The following is a 16,242-nucleotide window of genomic DNA, read 5'->3' on the forward strand; positions in this document are numbered from 1 at the left end:
GGCGCTCCCACATAAATAATGGTCGAAAGCCGGATTTTATCATGCGGACGCCGCGCCGGGGGATCTTTGCGTCGACGGCGCGTGACGTTGCAAGCCTTAAGACCTTTTCGCATACTGTCGGTTTAGTGAATGATTCGGAGTCATCATGATTGATTACAGAGAGCTGTTCAGCGCGGGCGCGGGCTTTGAGGCTTTTGCCAAAACCGGCCTGGCTGGCGAAATTGCCGCCGTCAAAGAGGCGCGCGCGAAGCTGAACTCGGAAGAGTATGTTTCCAGCGAGCTGAAGGAGCAGGTAAAACAGGTGCGCGGCGCTTATTATCTGCTGACCGCAGCGGAATTGTGGTGTCCGGACTGCCAGCGCAACGTGACCGCGATGCAGTTTATCAGCGAGCTACAGCCGACCATCTCCCAGGCGATTATCAGCAAAAGCCGGGCGGAACGTACGCTGCTGCCCGCGCTGGCGCTGGATAAGGTGCGGATCCCTTTTACCGTGGTGCTGGATGAGAAGTTTGAGCCGATCGGCACTTTTGTGGAAAGACCGGAAAAAGCGATCCACGGCGGTGAAGCCGAGCTACAGGCCTATCGGGAAGGTCGGCTGTTAAACGCAACCATTGAGGACATTCTCGCTATTATTCATCAGCATCAGGCAACCCGCGGCTGACGGCAGCCGCAGGCAGCGCGGATCCGTCAGGAAAAAATCAGCAATTTCAGGCGATAACAAAGTCAGCGCGGCACGGTGGCGACAAAAGAAGAAAAGGTGACAGCGGTCGCAACTCTCGCCTGAACAAGAAAAACATTTACTGTCGGCGCATTTTAGGGGATAACTCGCGGGAATTTTTATCCAGCCGGAGATCCCATGAGCCAATTCGAACTGAGCCACCGCACGCTGACGCTGCACCGTTTTCCCCAGATGCGTGAAGAAAGCCCGTTACAGGCGTGGGACGCCGCCGATGAATATTTGCTGCAACAGGTTGCGGACAAGCCTGCCAACGGCACGACGCTGATCTTCAACGACACCTTTGGCGCGCTGGCCTGTGCGCTGGTAGGCGAAGAACTTTTTAGCATCAGCGACTCATGGATCAGCCAGCAGGCGACGCGGCAGAACCTGCTGGAAAACGGCATGGACGAAGGCGACGTGCATTTCCTGGACAGCCTGGCCGCGCTGCCCGCCAGCCCGGCCCGCGTGCTGATTAAAATCCCTAAATCCCTTGCGCTGCTGGAGCAACAGCTGCGCGCGCTGCGCCATGTGGTAACGCCGGAAACGCAGGTTATCGCGGCGGGTAAAGCAAAAGATATTCATACCTCGACGCTACAGCTGTTCGAGCGCGTGCTGGGGAAAACCACCACGTCGCTGGCGGTAAAAAAAGCGCGGCTGATCTACTGTACGCCAGCGCTGCCGGAACTGGCCGCAGGCGCGGAAACCTACAGCTGGCCGCTGGACGGCACGCCTTACCACATTCATAACCACGCCAACGTTTTTGCCCGCAGCGGGCTGGACGTCGGCGCGCGTTTCTTTATGGCGCATCTGCCGGATAATATCGACGGTGAAATTGTCGATCTGGGCTGCGGCAACGGCGTAATCGGCCTGATAGCGCTGGAGCAGAACCCCACGGCGGAAGTGCATTTCGTCGATGAATCCTGGATGGCGGTTGCCAGCAGCCGGATGAACGTGGAGGTTAACCGCCCGCAGGATCTGGCGCGCAGCCACTTTGCGGTCAATAACTCGCTGGCCGGTTTTCCTTCCGATCGCCTGCATGCGGTGCTTTGCAATCCGCCTTTCCATCAGCAGAACACGCTGACCGATCATATTGCCTGGCAGATGTTCCGCGACGCGCGCCGCTGTCTGCAATACGGCGGCGAGCTGCGCATCGTCGGCAACCGTCATCTCGACTACTATCGCAAAATGAAGAAGCTGTTCGGCAACTGCACCACCGTCGCCTCTAACCAAAAGTTTGTGATCCTGCGTTCGGTAAAACTGCGTTAACGCTGCCTGATCCAGGCATATCGCTGCTGATAGCCATGCTGAAAATGGCCGTTGCGGCGATAGCTCGCCTGTTCTTCCGCCATACAATAGGTGCAGATGCCGCTCAGCTCGATTTGCGCTTCCGGCACGCCTGCGCGCATCGCCATGCGTTTCGCCAGCAGCGGCAGATCGAACCAGACGCCCTGCGTGGTGCCGATCGCCTGCGCTCTTATCGCCAGCGGATTGCGATATTGCTGCATGGAGTACGCCAGCAACGGCCGCAGGTCGTGCGGGTTCTCCTGACGCATAGCCGCGATGCGATCCTCGCCCAGTTCATAACAGCACGGCCCAATCGCCGGGCCAACGGCAAGATACAGGCTGTCCGGCGTTGCACCGCGCTCGCAAAGCCGATGGATAGCCTGAATAAGCACGCCTTTTAGCGCGCCGTTCAGCCCGGCATGAACGGCGGCGACCTGCTTCTGCCGCACGTCGGCGATCAGCACCGGCAGGCAGTCGGCGGTATAGACCGCAACGGGGCGAGAATCTGTGGCAATCAGGCCGTCGGCCTCGTGGCTTTTCACCGGCAGCGCTTCGCTGCTCAGCAGAACATTAGCCGTATGGCGCTGACGATTCATGATGCTTTCCGGCGGCGGCGGCTCGCCAGCGGGCTGAAAAGCATGATCGAGCCAGGCAAGAGAAGAGAGCAGGGTGGAATGGTAAGCGTGCGGCATCGGGCGACCTTTTTAACGGATGTCCTGAGTCCTGACAGCTTAACCTGGCGATGTGAACGGCGAATAACTTTTGTTGCCGCCGCCAGGAAAAGCTTCGTCGCGTTGGCTTTAAACAGGCTAAATCGTTAACGCCAGCCGCGTGCCCTGGGCGATAGCGCGCCGTGCATCCAGCTCTAACGCGCGATCCGCGCCGCCGATAATGTGCACCGGACGGTCGCCCAGCGCTTCCGCCAGACGACGATCGGAATGCTGGCCCGCGCAGATCACCACGTTATCCACCGCCAGCAGAACCGGCTCGCCCTGATGCAGAATATGCAGGCCGTCATCGTCAATTTTCAGATACTGCACGTCGCCCCACATCTTGACCTGACGCATCTGTAGGCTGGCGCGATGGATCCAGCCGGTGGTTTTGCCAAGGCTGGCGCCGGGTTTGCCTGGCCTGCGCTGAAGCAGCCAGATTTGGCGCTCGCTCTGCGGCGGCTGCGGTGTCGTCAGGCCGCCAGGCTGTTGCAGCGTGCGATCAATGCCCCATTCCTGACAGAAAGCCGTGATGTTCTGGCTGGTCGGCTCACCGTGCTGGCTCAGATACTCGGCAATATCAAAACCAATACCGCCCGCGCCGATAATCGCCACGCGCTTGCCCACCGGTTTTTTATCGCGCAGCACCGCCAGATAGCTCAGCACGCTGGGATGGTCGATACCGGGGATTTCCGGCGTGCGCGGCAATACGCCGGTTGCCAGCACCACCTGGTCATATCCGGCCAGATCTTCCGCCGTGACGGCATGATTAAGCCGCAGCGTAACGTTATTCAGCATCAGCTGGCGCGCGTAATAACGCAGCGTCTCGCTGAACTCCTCTTTGCCCGGAATTTGCCTGGCAAGCGTAAACTGACCGCCGATAACGGCTGCCCGATCGAACAGCGTGATGCGATGCCCTCGTCCGGCAGCGTTCACTGCAAAAGCCAGTCCGGCCGGGCCAGCACCGACTACGGCCAGGTTTTGCGGCTTTGTCGTGGGCGCGATCGCCATTTCGGTTTCGTGGCAGGCGCGTGGATTGACGAGGCAGGAGGTCAGCTTGCCTGCGAATATCTGATCCAGGCACGCCTGATTGCAGCCGATGCAGGTATTGATTTCATCGCTGCGGCCTTCCTGCGCCTTACGTACAAAGGCCGCATCGGCCAGGAAAGGACGCGCCATCGACACCATATCGGCGCAGCCTTCATCCAGCAAAGCCTGCGCCACGTCCGGATGATTGATGCGGTTAGTGGTAATCAGCGGCACGGTCAGGTGCTGCTTCAGCTGCTTTGTCACCCAGCCGAAAGCGCCGCGCGGAACGGAGGTGGCAATAGTGGGAATGCGCGCCTCGTGCCAGCCTATGCCGGTATTAATCAGCGTCGCGCCCGCTTTTTCTATGGCTTGTGCCAGCCGCACCGTCTGCGGTAGCGTGTTGCCCTGTTCCACCAGGTCGAGCATCGACAGGCGATAGATAATGATAAACGCCTCGCCGACCGCCTGACGAACCGCCCGCACGATTTCCAGCGCGAACCGCATGCGCCGCTGCTCGTCGCCGCCCCATTCGTCGTCGCGCTGATTGGTTCTGGCAGCCAGAAATTGGTTAATCAGGTAGCCTTCTGAACCCATGATTTCCACGCCGTCGTAGCCTGCCTGTTTCGCCAGTGCGGCACAGCGCGCAAAATCAGCGATAAGCGTCAGGATGCTCTCATGACTCAGCACGGCTGGCTTAAAGGGATTGATGGGCGCCTGTAATGCGGACGGCGCAACCAGGCCTGGCTGATAGCTGTAACGACCAGCATGTAAAATCTGCAGCGCAATCTTGCCGCCGGCCTGATGCACGGCTTCGGTGACTACGCAGTGGTGCGCAAGCTGGTCAGGATGGTTGAGGACGGAAGCGCCAGCCGTGACCACGCCTTCCGCCGAGGGAGAAATCCCGCCGGTAACAATCAGCGCCACGCCTGCGGCCGCGCGTTCCGCATAAAAAGCGGCCAGGCGGCGCGGGCCGTCGGGATGCTCCTCCAGCCCGGTATGCATCGATCCCATCAGCACACGGTTTTTTAACTGGGTGAACCCTAAATCCAAAGGCGAAAAAAGTGAGCGGCTCATAGTTGCGATCGTCAAAGTGGTCGGATGAGTTCCACTGTAGCGGCGGCGCCCAGTTTCCGAAAGCGGTGCAGATAAAATTGTGATGTAGGCCCGGCTAATCGGCGGCCGGGGTGGTTTTTTGATCGACCCGACAGCCTGGTGTGGGATCTACGGATGCTGTTGCAGGGATTATCGATCCGTTACGCAACTCTGCGTTTTGCCGGTGGGATAAAAAAGGGAAAGGGGTAAACTGCGCGGCGGGTGCTCTGGATCTTTCGGTCCTGAGCATGGCAAGGGACAGAAAGAGAAAGGCCCCACCCGATGTAATCAAAGTGAGGCCAACCCTTATGCCATACAACATAAAGGTAGCCTTTTACCTGCTGAAAAGCAACGGAGAAGGAAGCCAATGAAGGCAGCAAAGTTACTCTTTTTGAGCCTGCTCATCTTCTGTGTAACGGTACTGATATTTACATGGATAACGCGCGGCTCGCTGTGTGAACTGCATATCAGACAGGGAGGAACGGAGGTTGTCGCCAGCCTGGCTTACGAATCCGGAAGGTAAGGCGACCCGGCGGCGGGCGTAGTCCCGCCGCCTGTTGCGGCATGATCCACGAGCACCCTTCTTTTTGTACGTTACTCTTTTTTTTAGGGCCATAAATATTGATAAATGGACTTGCGGATTATATTTGTGGCGGCTCTGTTTTAACGGTCAGTACGGTATTTTTTGATCGACCCCACGATCGGGAATGCGATCCGTTGACGCCGTTGCAGGAATTGCCGAGCTGTCACGCAACTCTGCGCTTTGCCGGTGGGATAACAAAGGGAAAGGGGTAAACTGCGCGGCGGATGCTCTGGATCTTTCGGTCCCGGGCATAGCAAAGGACAGAAAGAGAAAGGCCCCACCCGATATTATCAAAGTGAGGCCAACCCTTATGTCAGACAACATGAAGGTAGCCTTTTACCCGCTGAAAAGCAACGGAGAAGGAAGTCAGGGAGAGGGATGTGTGTCAGGTCGCCTGATTGCCATCGCATCTTGTTATGCCGCTGCTGCAAAGAGAGTTTTTTTACGGCACTAAAGCCATATTCAGAAAAAAGCGTGGATAAAAGGGCCGGGCGTACGGCCTCATCTTTGGGCTGGTATTGCAAAACCAGCACAGCCCTCTATGCTGCGTTAGCAAATTCTTGCTTCAGAGAGCATAAAATGAGATTTCCCGGCCTGACCAAAGGATTTTTTCTCTTAATCCTGCTTATCGTGACCGTCGCTTTTTTCGAGGTGCTGCAACCTTATTATTCCGCTGTGTTGTGGGCAGCGATCCTGGCGGTCATTTTCCATCCGATGAAAAACAAAATCCGCCAGTGGATGGGAGAAAGAAACGGCGCCGCCTCCCTGGTGACCGTGGCGATTATCTGTCTGATCGTTATTACGCCGCTGGCGCTGATCCTCTCGTCGCTGGCGGTTGAGTTCAACATCGTTTACAGCAAAATTCAGGCTAACAGCACGCCGCTACCGACAATGATGACGAATACGGTGCACCATCTTCCGCAATGGGCGCAAAATTACCTGGCCGATCATCAGCTGAATACCGTGGGCGGCATTCAGCAGAAGCTTTCTCAGGTTGCGTTGCGGGGCAGCCAGTATCTGGCCGGCAGCGTGTTCCTGATCGGGAAAAGCAGCCTGAGCTTTGCGTTAGGCTTCGGTATCATGCTTTACCTGCTGTTCTTCCTGCTGAAAGACGGCTCCTGGCTGGTCAACATTATTCTGAAATCGCTGCCGCTTTCACGCTATGCAAAACACCATCTGCTGGCGAAGTTCGCTGCGGTGGCCCGCGCTACGGTAAAAGGCACGGTCGTGGTAGCGGTGGTGCAGGGCGCGCTTGGCGGCTTTGCCTTCTACGTGACCGGCATTGATGCCAGCCTGCTGTGGGGCGCGCTGATTGCTTTCCTGTCGCTGGTGCCGGCCGTAGGTTCGGCTATTGTCTGGGTGCCCGCCGCCATCTTCTTTTTCTCTACCGGATTAATTTGGAAAGGCATTTTCCTGGTCGCTTTCTTTGTGGTGATTGTAGGCCTGGTGGATAACTTCCTGCGGCCGTTGCTGGTAGGCAAAGACACTAAGATGCCGGATTATCTGATCCTCATTTCTACGTTAGGCGGAATGGAAATCTACGGCATCAACGGTTTTGTCATTGGCCCGCTGATTGCCGCAATGTTTATTGCCTGCTGGAACCTGCTTTCCGGACGCGATCACGAAGGCAACAGCGAAGAGCTGGACCCAGAGTTTATTGAGGAAGGCAAAACACCGCCGGCCAGCTGATTAAATGCGGCCCTGCGGGGCCGCTTTCATTTCTGCGCTTCTTCAGGCAGCTCACGATAAAATCCCATCCCTATCAGCCTGCCGAATAAAAATGGCAGGAAAGGGCGACGACGCAGCCAAAGCTCCATACGACCGGGCGGCTTGCGTCGAGGCTTTTTCCCCGCTTTGCTAATCATAATTTGCAGCGACTGCGTAGCCCAGGTAGCGAAAGCGCGCCGCCGCTGGACTTTCTCCAGATCTTTCAACGTCAGCGAACCCTTTCTCAAAGGCCCTGACAGAAGATTAGCGGTCGCTACGGCATCCTGGATCGCCAGGTTGACCCCCACGCCGCCGATGGGTGACATGGCGTGCGCGGCATCCCCAATACACAGCAGGCCAGGTTTGGCCCACTGCTGCAAACGGTCGATGCGGATCTCCAGCAGCTTAACCCGATCCCAGTCGGCAATTTCCAGCTGGAGTCGCTCAAGGGAAAAAGGCGAAGCGCTGGCAACCTGCTGCAGAAAAGCGGAAAGTCCGGTTTCCTGCAAAGCAGTAAAGCTGCCCTGCGTAATCGAATAGCCGCACTGCCAGTAGTCGCCGCGATCGATCATTATAAAATGGTTCTTAGGCCCACGATGGCCTGGCGACCATTCAGGATCGTCGGCCTGTTTAGCGACTTTCATCCACAGAACATCGCGTGGCGAGCCGAAACGCTGTACTTCCAGACCGGCGAGCTCTCGAATGACGGAGCGGCGGCCATCGCAGCCAATAACAAGATTGCTGCGGAATTCGCGCGCTTCGCCTTCCACTGTCGCCTTAACGCCTTTGATCTGGCCCTGCTCTTCAATTAATGCGTCAACCTTTGCGTTCTGGATTAGCTGAAAACCGGGCAGCTGTAAGGCTTTAGCGTGCAGGAAGTTCAGAAAATCCCACTGCGGCATAAAAGCGATATATTTACAGCGGGTAGGCAGACGAGTGAAATCCGCCATCGTCGCGGGCTGACCATCGATTTCGCCGTAAAGCCTCTCTGCTTTTTGGTGTGGCAGCGCCAGAAATTCATCCAGAAAACCCAATCGCCAGATAATTTCCAGCGTAGAGGGATGGATAGTGTCGCCACGAAAATCCCGTAAAAAATCCCCGTGTTTTTCCAGTATCGTCACAGGAATGCCGTTGCGCGCCAGCAGATAACCCAGCATCAGCCCGGCCGGGCCTGCGCCGACGATGCAGCAGGAAGAAGGGGTAGAGGTGTTCATTCAGGACCGTCCGGCTAACTCAATAAATGATAATTGTTATCATTGGTCAGGAAGAAGATCAAACTACATCGGGCCGGACAGCACTAATGTTTCATATTGGTGCTGGCAAAGCTGCGCTGCGGCAAGCCGATACAGGCAACCGGTTTAGCATAGTCCGGCAGGTTTTAGCGCTATGAGAAAAGGCGTGTGTTTTTATTATTAACAGGCTAACCCTTACTTCACTTAATTAGAAATAAGAGCAGTTTTGTAGCGTTTCATCAGCGGATGATCAGCATGGCAATTAATTGTTCTGCTTTCTAAGGCTGCAAAGAGGGCCGTAGCGTAATAGCGGCAGCAGCGACCTTCCGGCGCCTGAGCCCGCTTTTTGCTCAGTACGCTAAACGGCCCGAAAGGGCCGTTTAGCGTACTGACAAACCTGGAACAGGGTGAATCTGGCAGCACCCCATAGACTCAAGGTGCAGGGAACACAAGCAGAGGAGGAAAGCGTCCCGCGCCATGGACGGCGTGGGTCGAGCTGTCAGGGACGACGTTTTTTGCATCTTTCCGATCTGACCGTGTTCCCTGCACAGACTCGATCTTGCCGCTGACCTGACCAGACTTTGTCAACAATCTCGTTTTTTATTGCGGCTCTTTCGGCAGCTCGCGATAAAAGCCGATGCCAATCAGGCGGCCAAACAGGAAAGGCAAAAACTTCCGCTTGCGCAGCCACTTCTCCATGTTACCGGGCGGTTTGCGGCGCGGTTTCTGCCCTGCCTTGCTTATCATGATTTGCAGCGACTGCGTTGCCCATGTGGCGAAAATCCGGCGACGCTGCACCTTTTGCAGATCTTTGAGCGTAAGCGAACCGGCCTTTAATGGTGCAGAGAGCAGATTGGCAGCGGCAACGGCATCCTGAATCGCCAGGTTGACGCCAACGCCGCCAATCGGCGACATCGCATGGGCCGCATCGCCAATGCAGAGCAGTCCCGGCTTTGCTCACTGCTGCAGGCGATCGATACGGATCTCCAGCAGCTTTACCCGATTCCAGTCCGTTACTTCCTGTCGCAGCCGCGCGAGGGTAAAAGGCGATGCCTCCGCCAGCGTTTCCAGAAATGAAGGCAAACCGGCCTGCTGCAGCGCCTCCAGGCTCGCTTTGGGAATGGAGTAGCCGCACTGCCAGTAATCGCCGCGATCGATCATAATAAAATGCTTCTTCGGCCCGCGATGTCCCACGGACTATTCAGGATCGTCGGGCAGTTTGGCAATTTTCAACCACAGCACATCGCACGGCGCCCCAAAATTTTGTACGGCCAGGTCAGCATGTTTACGCACTGCCGAGTTACGGCCGTCGCAGCCAATCACCAGCTCGCTACGAATTTCCTGCTGCTCACCGTCAATGGTGGCTTTAACACCGCACACTTTACCCTGTGCTTCGATCAGCCCATCAACCTGCGCATTATGAATAAGCGTAAAGCCCGGCAGTTCTGCGGCCTTCGCGTTGATAAAGTTCAGGAAATCCCATTGCGGCATAAAGGCGATGTATTTGCATTGGGTAGGAAGACGGGTGAAATCCGCCATGGTGGCTTCCTGACCGTCGATCTCGCCGGAGAGCCTTTCCGCTTTCTGATGCGGCAGCGCCAGAAATTCCTCCAGAAAGCCCAGCCGCCAGATAATTTCCAGCGTAGAGGGATGAATAGTATCGCCGCGAAAATCGCGCAGAAAATCGGCATGCTTTTCCAGCACGGTGACGGGAATGCTGTTGCGGGCCAGCAGATAACCGAGCATCAGCCCGGCAGGGCCCGCGCCTGCGATACAGCAGGATGAGGGGAGTGAGGCGCGGGAAGAGGTCATGGCATTGCGTCCAAAAATAAGTATTACGTGATAATAGTTATCTTGTCGCTTACCAGGAAAGCGATTCCTTGCTGGCTTTGAGATTCTGCTTATACATCATATCCAGCGTCACATAACTGCACATATCAATTGAGCCCTTGCAGTAATCGCTGATGACCTTGTTAAGAATGGTTCGATCTTTCGCCGCGGTGAGATGTTTGAAGGCGTTAAGATTCTGCTTTTCCATCATGCGAAGCGTGGTCGGCTGGCACATATCGATGCTGCCTTCGCAGTAATCCTTCTTAACTTTGGCCTGAATATATTCAATCACTCCTTTTTTTTGCGCTTCTGAACCGTCGAAATCCATTGGATGAACAAAAGCGGCATTAGCCGCGCAGGCGGCAAAAAATAACGCGAATCCCAGAAATTTTTTCATGCTGAAAAACCTTAAAAAAAACGAACAGTTAAGATTAATCTTATTTTTACGAGATGTGAAGCCCTCTAAGTGAAGGATCGATAAGCTATTTTAATCTCCCGCTGAAGCAAGAAAAGGAGATAAAAAAGCCACCTCCTGCGAAGTGGCTCAATCGCTATCGCTGCAGGCGCAGCATGCTGGAAAGTGCCGACAGCGCCGATATCAGGCAGGCCAGTCCAAATACCCAGACGGCGAACCGCATTCCGGCCGGGTCGCTCAATCCGTTAAGCAGGGCAATGACCATCGCCACCAGCGCCGCGCCGATCGACTGGCCGGCGGTTCTCGCCGTTGATAAAACGCCAGAGGCGGTTACCGTACGGTTCGCGGCGACATTGGAAAACATCTCTTTGTTATTCGGCGGCAGGAACAGCCCATAGCCGATCCCGCAAACCGCCACCCGCCACAGGAAATCATTGACCGTGGCGGCTTCCGGCAGCAGCGCCAGCGACCCCAGGCCCAGGCAGAAAATCACCACGCCGACGGTAGAAATTTGCGCCGGATTTAAACGGTTAGAAAGTCTGCCTGCAAGCGGGGCGCAGACGGCTACGGCAATCGGCCATGGCGTAAAGATAAACGCGGCCTCCAGCACGGAATAGTGGAAGGCGTGCTGCAGAACAAACGGCAGCCCGACCAGCGCCATCCCCTGCGCCACAAACATGGAGACGGAAGAGAGCACCGCAAAGGTGTATTGCCGGGAATGGAAGATATCAAAAGGCAGCAGCGGATGTTTTGAACGCCTCTGCGCGTTAACAAAAATGGCGATCAGCACTGCCGATGCGACGCCGCACAGCACGAGCGTGCGGCTATCCCAGCGGCCGATCTGATCGACTGCGACAACCATCAGGCCTAATGCAGCGGCCGACGTTATCGCGCCTCCCCAGTCGAAGCCTTTTTCCTTCTCCGCATCCACGCCCAGAGAGACAAACGAAAACACGATGGCAAGCGCCCCCAGCGGAAGATTGATATAGAACAGCCAGGGCCACGAGAGATAAGAGATGATCAGCCCGCCCAGCGCAGGGCCAATCGCCGTTCCCACCGCAAACGCCAGCGCGTTCAGCCCCAGTATGGTGCCCAGCATGTGCGGCGGAAAGATAACCCGATAAAGTCCCAGCCCGACGCTAATCATAACGGCGTAGCTGATTCCCTGGAGCACCCGCATCGCCACCAGAACGCCAAAGGTTGGGGAGAGGCTGCAGCCCAGCGACGCCAGCGTAAACAGAATCATTCCCGCCGTGTAGAAGCGCCGCTCCCCAATCCTCGAACCCAGCGAGGCGCAAATCAACATCGCCGCCGCGCTGGCAACCTGATAGCCGTTGGTAACCCAGATAACAGAGGCTGAATCCACCTGTAAGGCTGCGGCGATTGAGGGCAGCGAGATATTAACGATGGAGCTGTCGAGCGCCGCCATGATCACACCGATTAAAATAGCCGCTGCCGCCAGATAGCGTCTCGGGGCCTCAAATCCCTGTTCCAGGGTACTGCTGCTTACCAACGACATGCCTTAACATCCTGTAGTGGGTGAAAATTATGCACAGAGACTTTCAGTTTCAACATTCGCCCCTTCGAGGTAAGCCACCAGGCCCAGCATCAGCACTTCTTCCGGGCTGGCTACCATAGGGGAGCGTGGGGCTTTCCAGAGCGTTTTACTGCCGTTGATGCGGATACTTCTCAGGAAGCAGTAGGTGGTGAGCACGTAGAACCGATTCCGCATGCTTTCGCCCATCAGCGGCAGCAGCCCGGCAATGCCTCCCAGCTCCGGGATGGCACCGAGAATGTTGCCGTAGTCGGGCTTCGCCAGCACGAACATCAACGCGTCAGCCATCGGCACCACTTTCACCGCATCCTTCACTTCGGCGGCAAGTTCGTGCCAAAAAGAAAAGGCAAATCGGGAGAAACCGAAAAGCGGATCGAGTCCCCGCACTGAAAAATCGGGATCGATAAAGCGGGTCTGCGCCTGTTCCTCGTTGTAAAGCACGTTGCCAAAGTGAAAATTGAAGTGGGCTTTTTCCACCGATCTGAATTTTTCCGTTCGCGCCAGCTCCAGCGACTTTTCGACGATCTCGCGGGCGGTTCGGTTGCACCTCGCCCCGTTAAGCAGAATCGGCTTATCGAACAGGTCATGGGCGAAACGCGCGCCTTCCCACTCTTCCCGTAGCCTGGCCGGCATATCGTCGAACGTCGCCAGCTGATTATCCAGCTCCATGCCGATGGCTCGCTGAACGTTTTCCAGCGCGTTGATAACAATTGTTCTGCGTTCAGCCAGCGGGCGCCCGTCGTCAAACACGATTTTCGACAGCGGAAGGGCGTCGATCTTTTCCAGAATATAGAACTGCCGTCCGGCGGCCAGCCCGTCGTGCAATACCGGAACCATCAAATCCGGGTAAATATCGTGCAGCGCGCGTATCTGATCGACTTCAGCTTTTAGTTTGCCGTTAAACGTGGCGGAGCTGGCCGTCTTAACGACAAGGCCTGAACTCAACAGATCGACCGTGTGGGAGCGTGTCATTTTTCAATCCCCTGGAAAGTGGCGACGGGCAGGCCAAGCGCGACGCTGCGCGCGACGGAGCGAACGACTGCGCTATAGCCAACCGTATTGTTTACAAATGACTGAACGATAATCTCACTTAAATTCTGCTCTGCCAGCCAGGCCGGACGCAGGATAAGTAGGTGATTCTTGTCGGAAAGGATGGTGGAGCAGCGGCGCTCCCAGGCATAGGCACGGCTGCCCAAAGGCGTCTGGGATGCTCTGACGACGTGCGGATGCGTTTCACTCACGCGCTCGATCGCCGTCTTGATAAGATCGAGACTTAACGCGCCGCTGTCCCGGACGATAAAACGGTTAATCTGATAGCCAGGCGCGTGGACGGGCGCGCGTAGTGAAACGGTATTCACCAGCGGCGCCCAGGGCATAACTTTCTCCTGACTCATGGCGATTTGCGAGAAGCTGGGACGCAGATTGTCGCGTGCGTCCTGCATGCGCCCTTCAAAAGATCGCGTGCCGAGCACGCCGTTAGGCGTATCGGGATGCACAATATCGGTTTCTACCGAAATAATATGCGAGGCATTGCAATGAACGGCTTTCAGCGCCTCGGTCACGACACGTAGCGAGGCATGCATGCCGTTCGTCTGGCAGGAGCCGAGGCAGTACATCCCGGAATCAACCACCCGGCGCTGAATGGTGCCGATCTCATCGCTGGTCAGATCCTCCAGGCAGCCATAAATGCTCGGCAGCTCGTTTGCCTCTGCAACGCCCAGCACCACGTCGGCGAGCTCCAGCATATTACGGGCAACCGGGCTGTTTCTGTCCATATCCAGCTTGCTGGTGGCGATAAAACCGATGTCGAAGCGGCCGCTTTGCGGCGGAAGCTCTTCGGCTAAATTGCCAAAGAAGAAGTGAACTTCGCGACCTTCGATGTTGAGCGTATTGTCGCTAATAATCTCAATACGCGATTGCATGCCGGGTTGCGCCATCGCCAGGCGGGCAATGATGCCGTCAATCGGGCGCAGGTCCGGATAATGCTTATCTAAAGACGGCGGATTGGTCACCACGGTTTGAATAGCGAAGCCATCTTTTGCCGGATCGTTTTGAATCAGCAGGTTTGCGCCGATCTCCGCGCCGCAGCCAACCAGTATTGCTTTTTTCACTTCATCACCTCGAAATAAATTAACGGATGTTGTTTTTATGGGATCTATAGCCATGAGAACATCTTCAGGAAGTCGGTAACGGGCATCGCATCCAGCTTTGATTCAGAAATCAGGGTGTCGGCCAGAACCGACGCACGGTTGCGCAGCGGGCTGTCTGAAAGATTCAGATGGAATTTGGCCAGCAGCGCATCGAAACACTCTCCACGACGACGTACATGGCCGCGCGGATAGTGGATAGTTTCAGCGATCTCTTCCGTCATGCCGCGACACTTCAGGTAAAGCGCATTGGGAATGGCGCGTTTTTCCGGGTCGTAGTAGCTCTCGGTAAAAGCAGGCCGCTCGGTGCAGGTAATTTTCATGCGTAGTGCATCCAGCTGCGGATCGGCGGCGAGCGGTTCGTGAAAATCCTGTACGGTGAGATTTCCGGTCTGCAGCCCAACCGCAATCATGTACTGAAGGCAGTGATCGCGATCGGCGGCGTTTTTAAGCGGCCCTGACTTATCAATAATCTGCATGGCCGGTCGCGTCGTTTCCACGCGGACATATTCAATGCTTTCGGGCGAGAATCCGGCGGCGACTATCCGCTCGCGCAGGTTAATCGCCGCCTCCACTGCGGTCTGCGCATGGTATTCCGCAGGATTGGGAACCTTGAACAGGATATTTTTGATAACAAAGTCGGAGAGGCCGCGTGACAAATTAAAGGGCTTTCCGCGTAAAACCGCATCATCAAATCCCCAACGGCTGGCGGTAAGCGCGGAGGGATAGCCCATTTCGCCGGTCTGAGCGAACAGCGCCAGCTGAAGCCCGCGTGCTGTCGCGTCACCCGCCGCCCAGGATTTACGCGTGCCTGCATTGGGCGCATGCCGGTAGGTTCTGAGAGAATGGCCATCGATAATGGCGTTGGAAAGGGCGCTTAGCGCCTGCGCTTTTGACAGGCCAAGCAGCTGAGCTGAGGCGATCGCCGAGGCCAGCTTGACCAGCACAACATGATCGATGCCCAGCGCGTTAAAGCAGTTAGACAGGCAGAGCACGCCATGGATCTCGTAGGCGCGAATCAGCGTATTTAATACGGCTGCCATATCGGGTTCCTGCTGGCTACCGTCTGTCAGGCTATGCCATGCTGCGGCGGCCAGGATTGCGCCCAGGTTATCGGAGGGATGTCCCCACTCCTGCGCCAGCCAGGTATCGTTATACTCAAGCCAGCGGATCATCGACCCGATTTGAAAGGCAGCCTCAATCGGTCCCAGCTTCAGGGCGGTCCCCATCACCGGAACACCCTCGCTGCTCTTACTGAACTGTGCGCTGCGCATCAGTTTTAAGCAGTCGTCATCGCTGGAGGCGGCAATCGCGCAGCCGACGGAATCCAGCAGACAGAAACGCGCCAGGCGCAAAGTCTCATCATCAAAGGTTGACTGCTCATAGGCATAATCAACCAGTTCAACCATTATTTTATCAAATTCGGCCTGCGCCATAATTTATCCCATACGCTAAAACAGATTTAAAGGAAATCAGCAACGGCGATCCGCTACGGCTATATGCAGAGAATTAAAATAAAGCATTAACCTGTGAGTTATCGCCGGGTCTTGTTCGCCAGATGTTATTTTTCACGTCAGGTAAACGCCAGCGAATAAAATCGAGATCTTCATCGAAAATATGAATATTCTGGCGATATTCTGAAAATGGAAGATGGCTAATGAGATGGGCAGCATTACGAAAAAAATCGGGAGATCGGGCTGAATATTTTTTGATTACTTATATTATCCTGGCAGGAGAAGCTATCCGTTTGGTGCTGTTTAACATCAGCGTCGGTGCGAATTTTCGGGGCGACTCAATAATTTCGATAGCGGTATCGAAATTATCCATTAGGGCAAACGGCCGGATTACCCTATTAATAAGAGCGGCAGCATAGTCCTGCAGCTCAAAAAAATTCACGGATTCCATAAGTAAATATTGCAAATTCAAATAGTGCAAGCGAT

Annotated in this window: 12 protein-coding genes and 1 pseudogene; 4 read left to right on the top strand and 9 right to left on the bottom strand. The window is 55.8% G+C overall.

Annotation, left to right across the window (positions count from 1 at the left end; genetic code table 11):
* Nucleotides 1–145 precede the first annotated feature (145 nt).
* Together AB6T85_RS07435 and rlmG are read left to right on the top strand one after the other, a co-directional pair.
* On the top strand, nt 146–661 hold the full coding sequence (locus AB6T85_RS07435; RefSeq protein ID WP_253455743.1) for a thioredoxin family protein: 516 nt from the start codon (nt 146–148) through the stop codon (nt 659–661).
* Between the two features lie 195 nt (nt 662–856).
* On the top strand, nt 857–1,984 hold the full coding sequence (rlmG, locus tag AB6T85_RS07440) for a 23S rRNA (guanine(1835)-N(2))-methyltransferase RlmG (RefSeq protein ID WP_369895163.1): 1,128 nt from the start codon (nt 857–859) through the stop codon (nt 1,982–1,984).
* Here rlmG and AB6T85_RS07445 read toward each other — a convergent pair.
* Both AB6T85_RS07445 and AB6T85_RS07450 read right to left on the bottom strand, forming a co-directional pair.
* On the bottom strand, nt 1,981–2,694 hold the full coding sequence (locus AB6T85_RS07445) for a purine nucleoside phosphorylase YfiH/LACC1 family protein (protein ID WP_369895164.1): 714 nt from the start codon (nt 2,692–2,694) through the stop codon (nt 1,981–1,983). The genes rlmG and AB6T85_RS07445 overlap by 4 nt on opposite strands.
* 117 nt (nt 2,695–2,811) lie before the next feature.
* Nucleotides 2,812–4,815 carry an oxidoreductase gene (locus AB6T85_RS07450; RefSeq protein WP_369895166.1) on the bottom strand — a complete coding sequence of 668 codons (2,004 nt, stop codon included), beginning with the start codon at nt 4,813–4,815 and terminating at the stop codon, nt 2,812–2,814.
* A 385-nt stretch (nt 4,816–5,200) separates the two neighbouring features.
* Between AB6T85_RS07450 and AB6T85_RS07455 the strand changes: the two genes are divergently transcribed.
* Together AB6T85_RS07455 and AB6T85_RS07460 are read left to right on the top strand one after the other, a co-directional pair.
* On the top strand, nt 5,201–5,356 hold the full coding sequence (locus AB6T85_RS07455; RefSeq protein WP_253455735.1) for a Hok/Gef family protein: 156 nt from the start codon (nt 5,201–5,203) through the stop codon (nt 5,354–5,356).
* 639 nt (nt 5,357–5,995) lie between these two features.
* On the top strand, nt 5,996–7,105 hold the full coding sequence (locus AB6T85_RS07460) for an AI-2E family transporter (RefSeq protein ID WP_253455732.1): 1,110 nt from the start codon (nt 5,996–5,998) through the stop codon (nt 7,103–7,105).
* 26 nt (nt 7,106–7,131) lie between these two features.
* Here AB6T85_RS07460 and AB6T85_RS07465 read toward each other — a convergent pair whose 3' ends face one another.
* From AB6T85_RS07465 to AB6T85_RS07495, 7 genes and pseudogenes are all read right to left on the bottom strand, one after another.
* Entirely contained in the window at nt 7,132–8,337 is a 1,206-nt protein-coding gene (locus tag AB6T85_RS07465; protein WP_301252957.1) for an FAD-dependent oxidoreductase, read from the bottom strand.
* Nucleotides 8,338–8,955: 618 nt separating this feature from the next.
* Nucleotides 8,956–10,167, bottom strand: a pseudogene (locus tag AB6T85_RS07470) (FAD-dependent oxidoreductase).
* A gap of 49 nt (nt 10,168–10,216) precedes the next feature.
* Nucleotides 10,217–10,582, bottom strand: coding sequence for a hypothetical protein (locus tag AB6T85_RS07475; RefSeq protein WP_253455727.1), 366 nt, complete (start codon nt 10,580–10,582; stop codon nt 10,217–10,219).
* 154 nt (nt 10,583–10,736) lie between these two features.
* Nucleotides 10,737–12,119: a DHA2 family efflux MFS transporter permease subunit gene (locus AB6T85_RS07480; protein ID WP_253455724.1), complete on the bottom strand. Its 1,383-nt coding sequence runs from the start codon at nt 12,117–12,119 to the stop codon at nt 10,737–10,739.
* Between the two features lie 27 nt (nt 12,120–12,146).
* On the bottom strand, nt 12,147–13,127 hold the full coding sequence (locus AB6T85_RS07485) for an aminoglycoside phosphotransferase family protein (RefSeq protein ID WP_253455721.1): 981 nt from the start codon (nt 13,125–13,127) through the stop codon (nt 12,147–12,149).
* Nucleotides 13,124–14,266, bottom strand: a complete 1,143-nt coding sequence (locus AB6T85_RS07490; RefSeq protein ID WP_253455718.1) for a hypothetical protein — start codon at nt 14,264–14,266, stop codon at nt 13,124–13,126. Before AB6T85_RS07490 ends, AB6T85_RS07485 begins: the two co-directional genes overlap by 4 nt.
* Before the next feature lie 44 nt (nt 14,267–14,310).
* Nucleotides 14,311–15,738 carry a bifunctional 2-methylcitrate dehydratase/aconitate hydratase gene (locus AB6T85_RS07495; protein WP_253455715.1) on the bottom strand — a complete coding sequence of 476 codons (1,428 nt, stop codon included), beginning with the start codon at nt 15,736–15,738 and terminating at the stop codon, nt 14,311–14,313.
* Nucleotides 15,739–16,242: the final 504 nt, after the last annotated feature.

Source organism: Erwinia aeris, assembly GCF_041224955.1.
Taxonomy (GTDB): domain Bacteria; phylum Pseudomonadota; class Gammaproteobacteria; order Enterobacterales; family Enterobacteriaceae; genus Erwinia; species Erwinia aeris.